This window comes from Microbacterium ginsengiterrae (genome assembly GCF_014205075.1).
GTDB classification, from domain to species: Bacteria; Actinomycetota; Actinomycetes; order Actinomycetales; family Microbacteriaceae; genus Microbacterium; species Microbacterium ginsengiterrae.
The window spans coordinates 1,563,791-1,580,359 of sequence record NZ_JACHMU010000001.1; the positions used below are offsets into that span (position 1 = coordinate 1,563,791).

The following is a 16,569-nucleotide window of genomic DNA, read 5'->3' on the forward strand; positions in this document are numbered from 1 at the left end:
GCCGCTCGTCTCCCCCGAGATGCCGCTCGTCGCATCGACCCGTCGAAGAGCCGGAGGCCTGGGCGCGCTCTTCCTAGCGTGGGGAAACGCAATGATGCGCACACAAGGAGACCCCATGTCATCATCCTCGTCGCGCCGCTCGCAGTCGCGAGCCGGCGCTGTCATCGACGGCGAACCCGATCTCGTCAGTGATCCGAATCTGCCACCCACCGCGCTGACACCGGAGCAGCACGCGAAGGAATCGCGCTGGACCGTGCCGAAGATCGTGCTCTGGGTCGCGATCGCGCTCCTCGGGGCAGTGGCCTGGACGATGCTCGCCATCGTCAGAGGCGAGACGGTCAACGCCATCTGGTTCGTGTTCGCGGCGGTCTGCACCTACCTGATCGGATACCGCTTCTACTCGAAGGTCATCGAGCGGTACATCACCCGCCCGAACGACCGGCGCGCGACTCCGGCCGAGGTCAAGCAGGACGGCAAGGATTACGTCCCCACCGATCGCCGCGTGCTCTACGGGCACCACTTCGCGGCCATCGCCGGTGCAGGACCGCTGGTCGGCCCCGTCCTCGCCGCGCAGATGGGGTACCTGCCCGGCACGATCTGGATCATCGTCGGAGTCGTCCTCGCCGGCGCGGTGCAGGACTACACGGTGCTGTTCTTCTCGATGCGCCGCGGCGGACGCACCATCGGTCAGATGGCTCGCCAGGAGCTCGGCAGGATCGGCGGAACGGCGGCGATCATCGCCGCGCTCCTCATCATGATCATCATCGTCGCGATCCTCGCCCTCGTCGTGGTCAACGCCCTCGGCGAGAGCCCGTGGGGTGTGTTCTCGGTGGCGATGACCATCCCGATCGCGCTCTTCATGGGCGTGTACCTGCGCTTCCTGCGCCCCGGCAAGGTGACCGAGGTCTCGATCATCGGTTTCGTGCTGCTGATGGCGGCGATCATCGGCGGCGGCTGGGTCGCCGGAACCGAGTGGGGTGCGGCGATGTTCCACCTCGACCGCGAGGTCATCGCGTGGGGAATCATCGCCTACGGCTTCATCGCCGCGATCCTCCCCGTGTGGCTGCTGCTCGCCCCGCGCGACTATCTGTCCACCTTCATGAAGATCGGTGTGATCGTCATGCTCGCGGGCGCCATCGTCATCGTGCGCCCGGAGATCACCGTTCCGGCCGTGACGGTCTTCGGGGAGAACGGCATGGGGCCGGTCTTCTCCGGTCCGCTGTTCCCGTTCCTGTTCGTGACGATCGCCTGCGGTGCGCTGTCCGGATTCCACGCGCTGATCTCGTCCGGCACGACGCCGAAGCTCATCGAGAAGGAGCGGCAGACGCGCTTCATCGGATACGGCGGAATGCTCATGGAGTCCTTCGTCGCGATCATGGCGCTGGTGGCGGCGATCTCGATCGACCAGGGCATCTACTTCGCGATGAACTCCCCGGCGGCGCTCACCGGCGGAACGGCCGAGGGGGCGGTCGCGTTCGTGAACTCGCTCGGGCTGACCGGGGTCAACCTCACCCCCGACATGCTCACCGGGACCGCTGCCGACGTCGGCGAGCCGTCGATCGTCTCGCGCACCGGCGGCGCACCGACGCTTGCGCTCGGACTCGCCCACATCATGCAGCAGGCCCTCGGCGGACAGGCGCTCATGGCGTTCTGGTACCACTTCGCGATCATGTTCGAGGCGCTGTTCATCCTCACGGCCGTCGACGCCGGCACGCGCGTCGCCCGCTTCATGCTGCAGGACACGATCGGCGCATGGTTCCCGAAGTTCCGCGACGTCTCGTGGCGCCCCGGGGTCTGGATCTGCACGGCGATCATGGTCGCGGGCTGGGGGTACATCCTCATCCTCGGCGTGACCGACCCTCTGGGCGGCATCAACACGTTCTTCCCGCTGTTCGGTATCGCGAACCAGCTTCTGGCGGCCATCGCCCTGGCGGTCGTCATGGCGATCGTGGCCAAGCGCGGCAAGAACTACCTGCGCTGGTTGTGGATCGTCGCGGCTCCGCTCGCGTTCACCGCGGTGATCACCATCACCGCCTCGATGTACAAGATCTTCTCCCCGGTGCCCGCGATCGGCTACTGGGCGAACAACTTCAAGTACCAGGAGGCGCTGGCCAGCGGCGACACGAGCCTCGGTGACACCGCGGTCGTGGAGGCGGTCATCCGCAACACCGCGGTGCAGGGCACGCTGTCGATCATCTTCGTCGTCCTCGCGATCATCGTGATGATCGTCGCCGTCATCGTCACGATCAAGGCGATCAGGAACGGCGGCGGGGAGAACACCGAGGATGCCCCGGTCGCGTCGAACCGCTATGCACCGGCCGGCTTCATCCCCACCCGTGCAGAGCGTGAGCTCGAGAAGGAGTGGGAGCCGATCGTCGACGAGGAGCGCCGCTCCACGGCGCACCACTGAGAGAGGATCGCCTGCCATGACGAATCAGACGGATGCCGTGACCGGCCCGCTCCGCGCGCTCGCCGGGTGGACGGTCAGGGCCGGCCGCGGCATCCGCTGGTACATGCGCAACCTCATGGGCGACTCGGCCTACGAGACGTACCTCGCGCATGAGCGCCGTCAGCATCCGGACCGCGAGCCCATGAGTGAGCGGCAGTTCTGGCGCGACCGGATGGATGAACAGGATCGCAATCCGGGCGCGCGCTGCTGTTGAGCTGCGGCGCGGGTTCTAGGCTGTCGCCATGACCGACGCCGTCGTGCTCGCCGCTGTGCTCGGCGCGCTCGGCGGCGTCGTGCTCACCGTGCTGCTCCTCCTGGCCCGGCGCCTGGCCCGCGGCTCGGCGGATCTGGGAAGCGCCGCGGAGCGGGCGTCGTACGAGGCGATGCACCGGGCGAGCCTCGCTGCCCGGCACCTGCGCGGCGGGTTGGACGGACCGGAGGTCGCTCGCGCTGCGAGGCATTTCCGCGCGCTGCTCGGCAGCGCGGCGATCGCGATCGTCAGCCAGGACGGCACCGTCTCCGTCGACGGAGCGACCGAAGGACTGGATTCCTCGGCGGTGCGGATCTCTCGGCGCATCCGCGAGTCCGGCCGGCGTCAGGTGTTCCGGCATCCGGACGGCGACGACATCGAGGCCGTCGGCGCACCGATCGTCGTCGACGGTCAGGTATCCGGTGTCGTCATCGCCTTCGCGACGCGGGTCCGCGCTGCGCTCGTGCGTGCGACCGGAGAGGTCGCCGACTGGTGTGCTGCGCAGGTCGAGCTCGGAGACCTGGATGCATCGCGCACGGCGCTCGCCGAGGCCGAGCTGCGCTCGCTGCGCGCGCAGATCTCGCCGCATTTCATCTACAACGCCCTCACCGCGATCGCCTCCTTCATCCACGTGGACCCGGAGCGAGCACGCGATCTCGTGCTCGAGTTCGCCGACTTCACCCGCTACTCGTTCCGCAGGCAGGGCGAGTTCACGACGCTCGCAGAGGAGCTGCAGAGCATCCACTCGTATCTGGCGCTCGAGCGGGCGCGCTTCGGCGACCGGCTCGAGGTGACCCTGCGTGTCGCACCGGAGACCCTGTCGACGGTCATCCCGTTCCTGTCGGTGCAGCCGCTGGTCGAGAATGCGGTGCGGCACGGTGTCGAGCCCGGCGAGGGCGGCGGGTCGATCAGGATCGAATCGAGCGATGACGGCACGCATACCGAGATCACCGTGGAGGACGACGGCGTCGGCATGGACCCTGAGACGCTGCGCACCCTGCTGACGACGGCGGTCGACGGCGCTCACGTCGGACTGCGCAATGTCGACACCCGGTTGCGGCAGATGTACGGAAGCGGGGGCGGCCTGGTCGTGGAGACGAATGCCGGCGCGGGTACGCTGGTCCGGATGCGGATACCGAAGTCGCAGCCGCTGCACGACCCCGAACGCGACTGAGCGTGGAAGGGAGCAGCGCGGTGATGGATGTCCTCGTCGCCGATGACGAGCAGCCGGCGCGTGACGAGCTCGCCCACCTCCTGCGGCGTGATCCTCGCATCGGCGAGATCCTCACCGCCGTGTCGGGTGCGCAGGCTCTGCGCATGCTCACCGAACGGATCGTGTCCATCGCGTTCCTCGACATCCACATGCCCGGGCTCGGCGGCATGGAACTCGCCCGCTCTCTCGCCGGGCTCGCCCGGCCTCCCGCCGTCGTGTTCGTCACCGCCGACGATGCCAGAGCCGTCGACGCGTTCGACATCAGGGCGGCCGATTATCTGCTGAAGCCCGTGCGCCAGGAGCGGCTGCGTCAGGCCATCGACCGGGTCGGCGAGCTCTGCGGCTCCGCCGCTTCCTCGGAGGGCGAGATCCTCACCGTCACCGTCGGGTCCAGCGTGCGCTTCGTGTCGCGCAACGACGTGCGCTGGGTGCAGGCGCAGGGCGACTATTCGCGCCTGCACACCGTCGACGGCGCAGGACACCTCGTCCGCATCCCGATATCGGAACTCGAGCAGCGCTGGGCCGATGCCGGCTACGTCCGTGTGCACCGCTCGTACCTCGTCGCCGCGTCCGCGATCGACGAGGCGACACTGTCGGGCGGAGAGCCTTCGGTAACGGTCGGGTCGGTGGTGCTGCCGGTGAGCCGGCGACTGCTGCCCGCCGTTCGCGAAGCGCTCGTGCGACGGGATGGCGCGCGATGACGACGCCCCCGCCGCGCCGGGTGCGCGTGACGGCCGACACCCCGGCGACGCGCGCACCGGCGCCCGGCTCGCGCGCACAGACCAGAGGGATCGCGTTGCCGGGTTCCCCCGTCGACGATGCGGATGCCGTCTACTCCCGAGCGCTTCGGCGCAGCCAGCTGCGGCTCGCCCTCGGCACGGTCGTCGGTTTCGTTGTGGTCACCGCCGCACTGACTCTGGCCATCGCGCTCATCCCCGCGGTCGACGACATCGTGGTCGCGGGTCTGCCGCTGTCGTGGATCCTGCACGCGTTCGGCTTCTACCCGGTGATCATCGTGTTCGCGGTGCTGTACCTGCGCGGTGCCGCCCGCAACGAGAGCGCATATCGCACACTCGAGGACCGGGAATGAACCCGATCTTCGACCTCATCGGCGTGGGTCTTGTCATCGTCGCGACGCTGCTGATCGGCGTGTACGGGCTTCGAGTCTCCCGCACCACCAGCGACTTCTTCGTCGCATCGCGCACCGTGCGTCCGGTGTGGAACGCCTCCGCGATCAGCGGCGAATACCTGTCTGCCGGGACCTTCCTCGGCCTGTCAGGACTCGTGCTGCTCGAAGGCGCCAGAGGGTTCTGGTTCCCGATCGGCTACGCCGCGGGCTACCTGCTCGTGCTCGTCTTCGTCGCCGCGCCCCTTCGCCGCAGCGGTGCGTACACGATTCCCGACTTCATCGAGGCGAGGCTCGAGAGTGTGCGTGCACGACGCGTGACGAGCGCGGCGGTCCTGATCATCGGGTGGCTGTACATCGTGCCGCAGCTGCATGGTGCCGGTCTCACTCTGAGTGTCGTGGCCGGCCTCCCGGAGTGGGTGGGCGAGGTCGCGGTCGCTGTCCTCGTCGCGGGCTCAGTCGCCGCCGGTGGCATGCGCGCGATCACGTATGTGCAGGCTTTCCAGTACTGGTTGAAGCTCTTCGCGCTGCTCGTGCCACTGGTGTGCATCGTCTTCGCGCTCACCGGCGGACCGCGTGATGTCGACCCGGTGCTGATCTTCCCCGCCGAGGCCGGTCCTGCCGGTTTCGAGCTGTACGAGACCATGTCGCTCATGCTCGCGCTGGTGCTCGGGACGATGGGGCTGCCGCACGTCCTGGTGCGCTTCTACACCAGCCCGACGGGCGTCTCCGCACGGCAGACGACGGTGCTGGTGATCGTGATGGTGAGCGCGTTCTACGCTGTCTCCAGCGGTATGGGCCTCGTGTCCCGCATCGTCGCCCCCGACTTGGCCGATCCCGCCGTCGCGGACACGGCGGCGCTCGTCCTGCCGGCACGCGTGTTCCCCGGCCTGTTCGGTGAACTCCTCACGGCGCTGGTGGTCGCCGGTGCGTTCGCGGCGTTCCTGGCGACATCCGCAGGACTGATCGTGTCGCTGGCCGGCGTGATCAGTCAGGACGTCTTCTCAGGGTCGGTACGCGCGTTCCGCCTCTCCGCGGTCCTGTGCGCCGCGGTGCCACTCGCGGTCGCGCTGCTCACGAGCCCGGCAGGGCTGGGCTCGAGTGTGGGGATGGTGTTCGTCTTCGCCGCATCCATGCTCTCGCCCGTCGTGCTGCTCGGCGTCTGGTGGGCCGGTCTCACGGCGCGCGGCGCTGTCGCGGGGATGGTCACCGGCGGTCTCGCCCCGGCCCTCGCGCTGCTCGTCCACACCGCCGTCGGCGGTGTCGGGGCCGCCGCCCCCTTCCTCGCGCAGCCGGCCGCGTGGACCATTCCGCTCGCGACCGCGGTGACCGTCGGCGTCTCGCTGCTGGGGGGCGGAGCCGCGCCTTCGCGCGCCGATCGATTCCTTGCGCGGCTGCACACGCCGGAGCGCGCAGAGGGGCGCCCACCTGGTCGCTCCTCCGGCGCCGACCCTGCCGAACATCGCCCTTCGAGTGGCGAATAGTCCAATGGTGCGGTCCGTGATCGCGGATTACCTTGATCGATTGTGCGGCCACGACGCCGTGCATCGCGATCAACGGAGATGACATACATGGGTCGATCACCTCTCCGGTTGACAGTCGGCGCGACACTCGCCGCACTGGTCATCGGAACCTCGGCAACTGCAAGCTTCGCCGGCGTCGAGGAGGTGACGCATCCGACCCCGGTCGACGGGACGCCAGGACACTACATCGTCGTCATGAAGGCCGACCCGCTGGCCACCTACGAGGGCGACACGAAGGGCCTTCGGCGCACGAAGCCCGATCAGGGCTCCCAGCTCGACGCGCAGTCCCCTGATTCGCAGAAGTACATCGCGCACCTCGAGAACGAACAACGCAAGCTCGCCAAGGCAGAGGGGGTCACCCCTGACACGACGTACCAGGTGACGCTCAACGGCTTCAGCGCCGACCTCAGCGGCGAGCAGGTCGATGCCCTTCGTGCGTCGAAGGACGTGCTCGAGGTGTTCCCCGATGAGATCCGGCACCCTGACGCGCAGTCCTCGACGGACTTCCTCGGGCTCGGCGACGACACGGCCGGTGCCGGGGGCGTCTGGGAAGCCACCGGTGGAGTCGACCGTGCAGGTGAGGGCGTGGTCGTGGGCGTCATCGACACCGGGATCGCCCCGGAGCATCCGTCCTTCGCCGGTGACAAGCTCAAGAAGAAGAACAACAAGAAGAGCGAGGGACAGCCGTACACCGACGGCTCCTACGTGTACTTCGACAAGTCCGACGGGACCCAGTTCCGCAGCAAGATCGTGCAGGGCCAGGACTGGGACAAGCACGACTACACGACCAAGCTCGTCGGCGGACAGTACTTCTCGACCGGCGCCGCGGCGGCCGGATACGACTTCTCGTCCGACTACCTGTCGCCCCGCGACGGCGACGGTCACGGGTCTCACACCGCGAGCACCGCGGCCGGTGAGTTCGGCGTGGAGGCGACCGTCGAGGGTACCGGTCTCGGCACGATCTCCGGAGTCGCGCCGGCGGCCAAGGTCGCCGCGTACAAGGCCTGTTTCGTCGGACCGGACCCGCTCGTCAGCTCCGACGACATCTGCGCCCTCAGCGACCTCGTCGCCGCGATCGACCAGGCCGTCGCCGACGGCGTCGACGTGATCAACTACTCGATCGGTGGAGGGGCGGCCACCTCCGTCCTCGAGCCGGACGACATCGCCTTCCTCAACGCGGCGGCCGCCGGTGTCTTCGTCTCGGTGAGTGCCGGCAACTCGGGTCCCGATCCCGTGACGGCCGACCACGCGTCGCCCTGGTACACCACGGTCGCGGCATCCACGATCCCCACGTGGGAGGGCACGGTCAGCTTCGACGGATTCGCGCAGGCCGGGGCATCGGTCTCCGTGCCGTTCGGCGAGACCATCACCGGCCCGTCGATCTATGCCGGCGACGCGGCGGCCGCCGGCGCGGCGGACGCGGCTCTGTGCATGCCCGGCACGCTCGATCCGGCCAAGGTCGCCGGTCGCATCGTCGTGTGCGACCGCGGGGTGAACGCCCGCGCGGAGAAGTCACAGGTCGTGGCGGATGCCGGCGGGATCGGTGTCGTGCTCGTCAACGTCCCCGGTGAGGCCGACTCGCTCGACAACGACTTCCACGTCATCCCGACCGTGCACCTCGCGGCCGCGAACCGTGAGGCCGTTCTCGCCTACGTGCGAGGCGGCACGGATCGTCCGATCACTCTGACCGGCGAGAACACGACCGACCAGACGACCCCGGTTCCGCAGATCGCCGGGTTCTCCAGCCGTGGCCCGATGCAGGCGGACGGCAGCGACGTGATGAAGCCGGACATCGCCGCACCCGGTGTGGCGATCCTCGCCGCCACGAACAGCGGCCGAAAGGACGCTCCGACCTTCGGCATCCTCTCGGGGACGTCGATGGCGGCACCGCACGTCGCCGGACTCGGTGCGCTGTACCTCGGCGAGCGTCCGAACGCCTCACCCGCGGAGATCAAGTCGGCCATGATGACGACCGCCTACGACACGGTGAACGCCGACGGCTCGGCGAACCGCGATCCGTTCGCACAGGGTGCCGGCCACGTGGACCCGACGCGGTTCTTCGAGCCGGGGATGCTGTACCTCAACGGTGTGACGGACTGGTTGGCGTTCCTCGAGGGCAAGGGGTTGGCGGACTTCGACGGCGTCGAGCCGATCGACGGCAGCGACCTGAACCTCGCGTCGATCTCCATCGGCACGCTGGCCAGTGCGCAGTCCGTGACCCGCACGGTCACATCGACCGAAGCGGGGGCGTTCACGGCCTCCGTGGACATGCCCGGTGTGGACGTCACGGTCGAGCCGTCGACGCTCTCCTTCGGTGGTCCGGGTGAGACGGCGACCTACACCGTCACGTTCGCCAACGACAGCGCCGCGGTCGAGCAGTGGGCGACGGGGTCGCTCACCTGGTCGAGCGAATCGCGAGCAGTGCGCACGCCGATCGCGGTGTTCCCGGTGACCGCCGACGCTCCGGCGGAGACGTCGGGTACGGGTGCGGACGGATCGACGGTCGTCGAGATCATTCCAGGGGTCGACGGTGAGCTGCCGCTGACGACGGCCGGTCTCACGCCGTTCGAGTTGCTGACGGACCCGGACAACCCCGTCGACGGGCACACCGGCGACGAGAACTCCGGTGACGCGAACAAGGACGTCGCATGGATCGTCGAGGTGCCGGAGGGCACCGCGCTGTCCCGCTTCGACCTGGACTCCTCGGATGACGAGGGCAGCGACCTCGATCTGACCGTGTACCGGGTGGTGTCCGCGGATGACCTGCGGTACTACGAGATGTGGCAGTCGGCGACCGTGTCGGCGGACGAGCAGGTCACGATCCCGACCCCGGCGACCGGCACCTACCTCGTCGTCGCGAACGTCTACTCCACGTCGGGGCCGATGACGTGGGACATGACCTACGCCAATGTGGCCGCGGACGGTGAGGGCGGCTTCGCCGCCTCGCCGAACCCGCTTCCTGTCGTGCAGGGGGAGCAGACCGCGTTCGAGCTGAGCTGGTCCGGTCTCACCGCCGGCACGCGGTACCTCGGCGTGGTCCAGTACGGCGACTCCGCCGTGCGGACGATCGTCACGGTCGACACCGAGTAGGAACCGGTGGGGGAGGGGCACCTGCGTTCTCGCGGGTGCCCCTCTTGCGTGCTCAGATCGAGCGGCGCCGGGGTTTCAGCGTGACGTGGGGGAGTTCAGGGGCCGGAATCCGCTCCTCACCGTGGTCGACGACCCGCCCGAACCGCGCCGCGGCCTCCGCCGACTCCCAGTCCTCACGCGCCCGCTCGATCTCGTCGTGCGTCCGCGCGGCGAAGTTCCACCACATCACGAGGTCTTCTTCAAAGGGTTCTCCGCCGAGCAGGAAGATCCGCGCGCCCGTTGTCGTCGAGAGCGTCACTCCGGATCGAGAGTCGCCGAGGTAGAGCATCTCGTCGGGTGCCGGCATCCGGTCATCGACGGTCAGGTCACCGTCGATGAGGACGACGGCGTGCTCCCAGGCCGGGTCGAGTGGCAGGACGACACGACTGGCGGGAGCCAGCGCGAACTCCGCGCCGACGATGGGTGTGTACACGGTCGCGGGGGAACGGACACCGGCGAACTCCCCGAGGACCACTGTGCCGGCGGCGTTCGCACCGGTCTCCGCCGGCACCGTCACCGAGGGCAGGGACGTGTGCTGCTCGAATCCCGCCGCGCCGGCGCGCGCGGAGTCGGGCAGCACGACCCACAGCTGCAGGGCGTCGAGGGGGATCGGGTCGTCCCCCACGGAGTACTCCGAATGCGAGATGCCGTCGCCCGCCGTCATGAGATTGAGCTGGCCGCGCTCGAGGGTGACGTCGTTGCCCTCCGAGTCCCGGTGGCGGATGCGCCCGACCAGTGGCCATGTGACGGTCTGAAGACCGATGTGCGGATGCGGATCGACCCGCATGCGCACCTCGTCGGGGCCGAACCGGTCGAGGAAGCACCAGGCGCCGACCGTCGGGATGTCGCGGTTCGGAAGCGTCCGCAGCACGCTCATGGCGCGGACGCCGCCCAGCGGCACCTCCCGCGGTTCGAGCAGGAGGGTCCGTTGACCGATCATGATGACGCAGCGGGATCGGTCGGAAGCTGCGGCCAGCGGATGTCCGCCCCATCGACCTCGTTGCGCGTGAGGTAACGGGCGATGTACGGGCAGTACGGGACGATCGTCGTGCCGGATGCCACGGCGTCGGCGAGGGCGCGGGAGGCCAGGATCGGGGCCAGGCCCTTGCCCTGGAAGGCCGGGTCGACCTCGGTGTGGGTGAAGAGGATCTCCCCGCGGCGTTCCTTGAACTCGGCGAAGCCGGCGAGGGTGTCGCCGACGCGGATCTCGTAGCGCGATGCGGCATCGTTTCGGGTGACAGTGGGCTCTTCGGTCATGGCTGCTCCCTTGCTCTCGTTCCACACTAGGGCGGCCGGTGTCGGCCGGGGTCGTTACGCTGGAGGGATGCCGCAGAATCCTGGTGACCCGTACGAGGATCTGCCCTGGCCGGACGAGCCGTGGGAGGACGCCCCGCCGCCGGAGGAGATGGACTGGACCCCGCAGGGATCCGGGTACGAGCCCCCGCTCGACTGGGGGGAGGGCCCGCAGACTTCCGTCGGCGCCGTGGCGACGGCGTCTGCTCGCAAAGCCGCTCCGTCGAAGTACCCGAGTGCTGCCGAGGCGCTGCACACCGTCTTCGGGTATGAGGCGTTCCGTGCCGATCAGGCGCAGATCGTCGAGCAGGTGATCGGCGGCGGGGATGCCGTCGTGCTCATGCCGACCGGTGGCGGCAAGAGCATCACGTATCAAGTGCCCGCGCTCGTGCGCGAGGGCACCGGACTCGTCATCAGTCCGCTCATCGCACTCATGCACGATCAGGTCGATGCGCTGCGTGCCAACGGTGTGAACGCGGCGTATCTCAACTCCACGCAGGCGCCCGCTGAGCGCGCCGAGGTCGAGCGCGCCTACCTGGCCGGTGAGCTCGACCTCATCTACGTCGCGCCGGAGCGGCTGTCGTCTCCCGCGACGACGCGTCTGCTGCAGCGCGGTGTGCTGAGCGTCATCGCGATCGATGAGGCGCACTGCGTGTCGCAGTGGGGTCACGACTTCCGCCCGGACTACCTGGCATTGGGTGATCTCGGCGAGCGATTCCCCGGTGTGCCGCGGATGGCCCTCACAGCCACCGCGACCCGCGCCACGCACCGCGAGCTCACCGAGCGGTTGCGTCTCGAAGGCGCGAAGCATTTCGTGGCGAGCTTCGACCGGCCGAACATCCAGTACCGCATCGTGCCGAAGGTCGATCCGCGCAAGCAGCTCGTCTCGTTCATCCGCTCGATGCCCGACGGCTCCGCCGGCATCGTCTATGCGCTCAGTCGCAAGTCCGTCGAGCAGACCGCGACGTACCTCGCCGCGCAGGGATTCGACGCGCTGCCCTATCACGCGGGTCTGCCCGCAGAGGTCAGAGCGGCGAACCAGTCGCGGTTCCTCCGCGAGGACGGCGTCGTGATGGTCGCCACCATCGCGTTCGGCATGGGGATCGACAAGCCGGACGTGCGGTTCGTCGCGCACATCGACCTGCCGAAATCCGTCGAGGGGTACTACCAGGAGACCGGTCGCGCCGGTCGAGACGGTGAGCCATCGGTCGCGTGGATGGCGTACGGTCTCGGCGACGTCGTGCAGCAGCGGCGGCTGATCGATCAGAGCCCCGGTGACCGCACGTTCAAGATGCGGATGGGGCAGCACCTCGACGCGATGCTCGCCCTGTGCGAGACGGTCGAGTGTCGCCGTCAGAATCTTCTGAACTACTTCGGGCAGGAGTCAGGGCCCTGCGGCAACTGCGACACATGTCTGGAGAAACCCGACACCTTCGACGGGCTCGTGCCCGCGCAGAAGCTCCTCTCCACGATCGTGCGACTCAAGCGCGAGCGCAATCAGGCCTTCGGTGCCGGGCACCTGATCGACATCCTCCGTGGGTCCTCGAACGACCGCATCCGGCAGCAGCGGCACGACGGCCTCGCCACCTACGGCATCGGCAGTGACCTCTCCGATCAGGACTGGCGCAGCGTCGTGCGTCAGCTTCTCGCTCGCGGCATCCTCGTCGCACAAGGGGACTACGGCACCCTCGCCCCGGGTGAGGCAGCGGGCGGCGTCCTGCGGGGCGAGACCCCCGTTCCGCTGCGGAAAGACACCATGGGGCGCGTCAGCACGAGCCGTGCGCGCAAGACATCAGCGGCCTCAGAAGCGGTTGCCGAGGGCGATCGGTCGCTGTTCGAGGCGCTGCGCGTGTGGCGTGCGGAGACCGCGCGCGAGATCGGAAAGCCGGCGTACATCGTCTTCGGAGACGCGACTCTGCGTGCTCTCGCGGAACTGCGTCCGGCGTCCGTGAGCGACCTCGAAGGCATTACCGGAATCGGCGAGAAGAAGCGCGAAGCGTACGGCGATTCCGTGCTCGCCGTGATCGCCGCGAACTGACGCAGAGACTCCGCCCCGGGTGCGCTCGCGTGTCGCGAGTGTGTAACGGACCAGGAGTTATCTGTGAGTCCGCTGGACATCCGCTGTGCGGCCCCACCATACTTGGGTTCACATGCGCTCTGTCGGCATCTGTCGACACCTGGGGAGGGCCGCGTGACGCGAACGAAATCGCATCACCGGAGAGGGGCAGTGAATATATGTCAAAGGGGAGAAAGGCTCTGGGCAAATCCAGGGTCGTATCAGTCGCGGCGGTAGCCGCGCTGGTCGTCGGGCACGTGATGGGGGCCAACGCCGCCTTCGCCGCGCCGGGCGATCATTCGGAGGCGAGATCGCAGTTCCTGAGCGGCTCGATCCTCACCGGAATCGATCTCGATTCCGTCGCCGGGCTTGCGGGAACGGAAGCCGTCAACGAAGGCGGACCGGTTGTCACGGACATCACCGATCTGGACCTCACGGTTCTGAGCGCACTGAACGTGAACATTCCCGGGGGCGTCAGCATCCCACTCGGTCAGCTGCTCCAGCTCGGCGCGGTGAACCAGTACTCAGCAGCTGACGACAACGGCGTTTCGCGTGCGGCATCCGGTGCGGTGAGCAACGCGGGCATCATCGACACGTCAGGCAGCGGGGAGTTCCCCGCCAGCGCGACACTCGATCTGATGGCGCTGCTCCCGGAAACGCCGCTACTTTCGACGGCCAACCTCTCGTTGGCCGGCGTCACGGGTGTGGCAGCTCTGGACGCATCGGTGGATGGTGGTCCGGCGGACAACTGCGGCGACATCTCTGCTCCGGAGAACTGCCTCGACTACACGATCGCCGGCGCCACGACGAACATCGGCTCCCCCGCGGTCGGTGCGATCAGCACCACGGCGACGGCAGCTCTCACGACTCTGTCGAACACGCTGAACGGGCTGTCCGACACCATTCTCGATGGTCTTCTCGGCGGTGTGCTCGACTCCCTGGACCTGCTCGGTTCAATCGTGCCCGGGCTGAGCATCGGCTCGAACGACCTCGAGGTTAGTGTCACCGCGGACCTCGCCGCTGCGCTTGATCCGATCCTCGGCCAGGAGATCACCGTCGCCGGTGTGACTCTGAACGCGGCGGCAGGCACGCTGACGGTCGACTGGGAAGACATCGTCGGCCTGAACGGGCTTCCTCCGAACACGCCGCTGTTGAGCGCCACGACGCTGTCGACGGTCGCTGCAAACGCGGCGGCGGCGCTGACCGAGCTGCAGGGCGAGATCAACACGGTCGTCGCCGGTCTGCTGGACAATGTCAACGTGCAGATCAGCGGAGGCATCTGCCTCCTTCGCGTCGTCGTATGTACCGCTGGCCTGAACATTTCGTTCGACGGCTCGTTGCAAGACCTGCTCGACAACTCCGAGCAGCTCACGATCACGGGAAGCGGCCTGCTTGCGGCGCTCAACCCGATCCTCGGCCCGCTCACCTCGACGATCCAGGGCGCAACGTCCGCGCTGGTGCTGCCTGTGGTGAACTCGGCCGTGAGCACGGCCGGCAACGCGATCTCGGGTGTGGTCACCGCTGCGAGCACTGCGCTCTCTGAGGCGCTCACCCTGATCAGTACCGTTGCCAACGTCGTTGTGAACGTGCAAGAAGAGGGCAGTGCGGGGCCCGGGAGCTACGCCGAGGTCGCCACGCGTATCACCCTTCTCGGCGGAAGCGCCCTCACCATCGATCTCGGCCGCGCCGAGGTCGGACCGAACGACATCGTCGCCTACACGCCGACGCTGACGGCGACCACGCCGGTCGCTCCGGGTGAGGACACCGAGGTCACGTCTGATGGATGGCCGCCTCTCACCGAGGTCTCCCTTCAGCTGACGGACAGCGAGGGCAACCCGGTCGGTAGCCCCGTCGTCGTGACGACGGACGAGGACGGCAACATTCCGGCAGGTACGCCCGTCCCGATCCCGGCTGACGCAGAGGACGGCACGGAGTACACCGTCGTCGGAACCGATGAATACGGCAACACCGCAGCGTCTGACACGCTCGTCGTGGACGGCGGCGCGACGGATGCTGACGCGACGGACGCTGACGCGACCGATGCTGACGCGACGGACGCTGACGCGACCGATGCTGACGCGACGGACGCTGACGCCACGGACGCTGACGCGACGGACGCTGACGCCACCGATGCAGACGCGACGGACGCTGACGCCACCGACGCTGACGCGACGGACGCTGACGCGACGGACGCTGACGCCACGGACGCTGACGCGACGGACGCTGACGCGACGGACGCTGACGCGACGGACGCTGACGCGACGGACGCTGACGCGACGGACGCTGACGCCACCGACGCTGACGCGACGGACGCTGACGCCACCGACGCTGACGCGACGGACGCTGACGCCACCGACGCTGACGCCACGGACGCTGACGCGACCGACGCTGACGCCACGGACGCTGACGCGACCGACGCTGACGCGACCGACGCTGACGCGACCGACGCTGACGCGACCGACGCTGACGCGACCGACGCTGACGCGACCGACGCTGACGCGACCGACGCTGACGCGACGGATGCTGACGCGACCGATGCAGACGCGACGGATGCTGACGCGACCGATGCTGACGCCACGGACGCTGACGCGACCGATGCTGACGCGACCGACGCTGACGCCACGGACGCTGACGCGACCGACGCTGACGCGACCGACGCTGACGCGACGGATGCTGACGCGACCGACGCTGACGCGACGGATGCTGACGCGACCGATGCTGACGCGACGGATGCTGACGCGACCGATGCTGACGCCACGGACGCTGACGCGACCGACGCGGACGCGACCGACGCTGACGCCACGGACGCTGACGCCACGGATGCTGACGCCACGGATGCTGACGCCACGGACGCGGACGCTACGGACGCTGACGCGACGGATGCTGACGCGACCGATGCTGACGCGACGGATGCAGACGCGACCGACGCGGACGCGACCGATGCTGACGCCACGGACGCTGACGCCACGGATGCTGACGCCACGGATGCTGACGCCACGGACGCGGACGCTACGGACGCTGACGCGACGGACGCTGACGCGACCGATGCTGACGCGACGGACGCGGACGCCACGGATGCTGACGCGACGGACGCGGACGCGACCGACGCTGACGCGACCGACGGCGACACTGACGCCGGAGAGCTCGGCATCACTATCAAGCACCCCGTGATCGAGCGCGAGCAGGTCCAGTCGTCGACCGGTACCGGTTTCGCACCGGGCGAGGTCGTGACGGGAGTCATGAACTCCGACCCGATCGCACTGGGCACGCAGGTGGCCAACACTGACGGAACCGTCACCTTCACCTGGACGATCCCGGCCGGCACCGACCTCGGTGCCCACACGGTGACTCTGACGGGTGAGGACTCCGGCTCGGTCAGCATCGGATTCCAGGTCGTCGCGAAGGGACTCGCTGCCACCGGCTCCGAGCCCGGCCCGGCGATCCCGCTGGCACTGATGCTGCTCGCAGCTGGTGCCCTGGCGGTCGTGGGATCCCGTCAGATGATCAAGAAGGCGAAGGCGTAAGCCGGA

11 protein-coding genes are annotated in these 16,569 nt (G+C 68.5%); 9 read left to right on the forward strand and 2 right to left on the reverse strand.

Going from position 1 to position 16,569, the window contains the following annotated elements:
• The first annotated feature begins 115 nt into the window (after positions 1 to 115).
• From HD600_RS07795 to HD600_RS07825, 7 genes are all read left to right on the forward strand, one after another.
• Positions 116 to 2,410 (forward strand): carbon starvation CstA family protein, encoded by a 2,295-nt coding sequence (locus HD600_RS07795; RefSeq protein WP_184282761.1) that lies wholly within the window; start codon positions 116 to 118, stop codon positions 2,408 to 2,410.
• Positions 2,411 to 2,426: 16 nt separating this feature from the next.
• A complete protein-coding gene (locus HD600_RS07800) occupies positions 2,427 to 2,663 on the forward strand; it encodes a YbdD/YjiX family protein (RefSeq protein WP_144794533.1) in 237 nt (78 codons plus the stop codon).
• A gap of 28 nt (positions 2,664 to 2,691) precedes the next feature.
• The gene (locus HD600_RS07805) at positions 2,692 to 3,873 is read left to right on the forward strand and encodes a sensor histidine kinase (RefSeq protein ID WP_184282763.1); all 1,182 of its coding nucleotides are present in this window, start codon (positions 2,692 to 2,694) and stop codon (positions 3,871 to 3,873) included.
• Between the two features lie 23 nt (positions 3,874 to 3,896).
• Positions 3,897 to 4,613, forward strand: coding sequence for a LytR/AlgR family response regulator transcription factor (locus HD600_RS07810; protein WP_184282766.1), 717 nt, complete (start codon positions 3,897 to 3,899; stop codon positions 4,611 to 4,613).
• The gene (locus HD600_RS07815) at positions 4,610 to 5,002 is read left to right on the forward strand and encodes a heavy metal transporter (protein ID WP_184282768.1); all 393 of its coding nucleotides are present in this window, start codon (positions 4,610 to 4,612) and stop codon (positions 5,000 to 5,002) included. The genes HD600_RS07810 and HD600_RS07815 overlap by 4 nt, the downstream gene beginning before the upstream one ends.
• Positions 4,999 to 6,522 carry a sodium/solute symporter gene (locus HD600_RS07820; protein ID WP_184282769.1) on the forward strand — a complete coding sequence of 508 codons (1,524 nt, stop codon included), beginning with the start codon at positions 4,999 to 5,001 and terminating at the stop codon, positions 6,520 to 6,522. Before HD600_RS07815 ends, HD600_RS07820 begins: the two co-directional genes overlap by 4 nt.
• Before the next feature lie 87 nt (positions 6,523 to 6,609).
• The gene (locus HD600_RS07825) at positions 6,610 to 9,651 is read left to right on the forward strand and encodes a S8 family peptidase (protein ID WP_184282771.1); all 3,042 of its coding nucleotides are present in this window, start codon (positions 6,610 to 6,612) and stop codon (positions 9,649 to 9,651) included.
• A 52-nt stretch (positions 9,652 to 9,703) separates the two neighbouring features.
• On the opposite strand, the gene HD600_RS07830 is transcribed toward HD600_RS07825, so the two are convergent.
• Together HD600_RS07830 and HD600_RS07835 are read right to left on the reverse strand one after the other, a co-directional pair.
• A complete protein-coding gene (locus HD600_RS07830) occupies positions 9,704 to 10,630 on the reverse strand; it encodes a pirin family protein (protein WP_184282774.1) in 927 nt (308 codons plus the stop codon).
• Positions 10,627 to 10,947, reverse strand: coding sequence for a GNAT family N-acetyltransferase (locus HD600_RS07835; RefSeq protein WP_184282776.1), 321 nt, complete (start codon positions 10,945 to 10,947; stop codon positions 10,627 to 10,629). Before HD600_RS07835 ends, HD600_RS07830 begins: the two co-directional genes overlap by 4 nt.
• A 67-nt stretch (positions 10,948 to 11,014) precedes the next feature.
• Here HD600_RS07835 and recQ point away from each other — a divergent pair, with 67 nt between their 5' ends.
• Positions 11,015 to 13,021 carry a DNA helicase RecQ gene (gene recQ / locus HD600_RS07840; protein ID WP_184282778.1) on the forward strand — a complete coding sequence of 669 codons (2,007 nt, stop codon included), beginning with the start codon at positions 11,015 to 11,017 and terminating at the stop codon, positions 13,019 to 13,021.
• Between the two features lie 197 nt (positions 13,022 to 13,218).
• Positions 13,219 to 16,563, forward strand: a complete 3,345-nt coding sequence (locus HD600_RS07845) for a choice-of-anchor G family protein (RefSeq protein ID WP_184282780.1) — start codon at positions 13,219 to 13,221, stop codon at positions 16,561 to 16,563.
• The last annotated feature ends 6 nt before the right edge of the window (positions 16,564 to 16,569 follow it).

Coding starts and splice junctions, on each gene's coding strand:
- HD600_RS07795 (WP_184282761.1), top strand. CDS start 116: ATGTCATCATCCTCGTCGCGCCGCTCGCAGTCGCGAGCCGGCGCTGTC.
- HD600_RS07800 (WP_144794533.1), top strand. CDS start 2,427: ATGACGAATCAGACGGATGCCGTGACCGGCCCGCTCCGCGCGCTCGCC.
- HD600_RS07805 (WP_184282763.1), top strand. CDS start 2,692: ATGACCGACGCCGTCGTGCTCGCCGCTGTGCTCGGCGCGCTCGGCGGC.
- HD600_RS07810 (WP_184282766.1), top strand. CDS start 3,897: ATGGATGTCCTCGTCGCCGATGACGAGCAGCCGGCGCGTGACGAGCTC.
- HD600_RS07815 (WP_184282768.1), top strand. CDS start 4,610: ATGACGACGCCCCCGCCGCGCCGGGTGCGCGTGACGGCCGACACCCCG.
- HD600_RS07820 (WP_184282769.1), top strand. CDS start 4,999: ATGAACCCGATCTTCGACCTCATCGGCGTGGGTCTTGTCATCGTCGCG.
- HD600_RS07825 (WP_184282771.1), top strand. CDS start 6,610: ATGGGTCGATCACCTCTCCGGTTGACAGTCGGCGCGACACTCGCCGCA.
- HD600_RS07830 (WP_184282774.1), bottom strand. CDS start 10,630: ATGATCGGTCAACGGACCCTCCTGCTCGAACCGCGGGAGGTGCCGCTG.
- HD600_RS07835 (WP_184282776.1), bottom strand. CDS start 10,947: ATGACCGAAGAGCCCACTGTCACCCGAAACGATGCCGCATCGCGCTAC.
- recQ (WP_184282778.1), top strand. CDS start 11,015: ATGCCGCAGAATCCTGGTGACCCGTACGAGGATCTGCCCTGGCCGGAC.
- HD600_RS07845 (WP_184282780.1), top strand. CDS start 13,219: ATGTCAAAGGGGAGAAAGGCTCTGGGCAAATCCAGGGTCGTATCAGTC.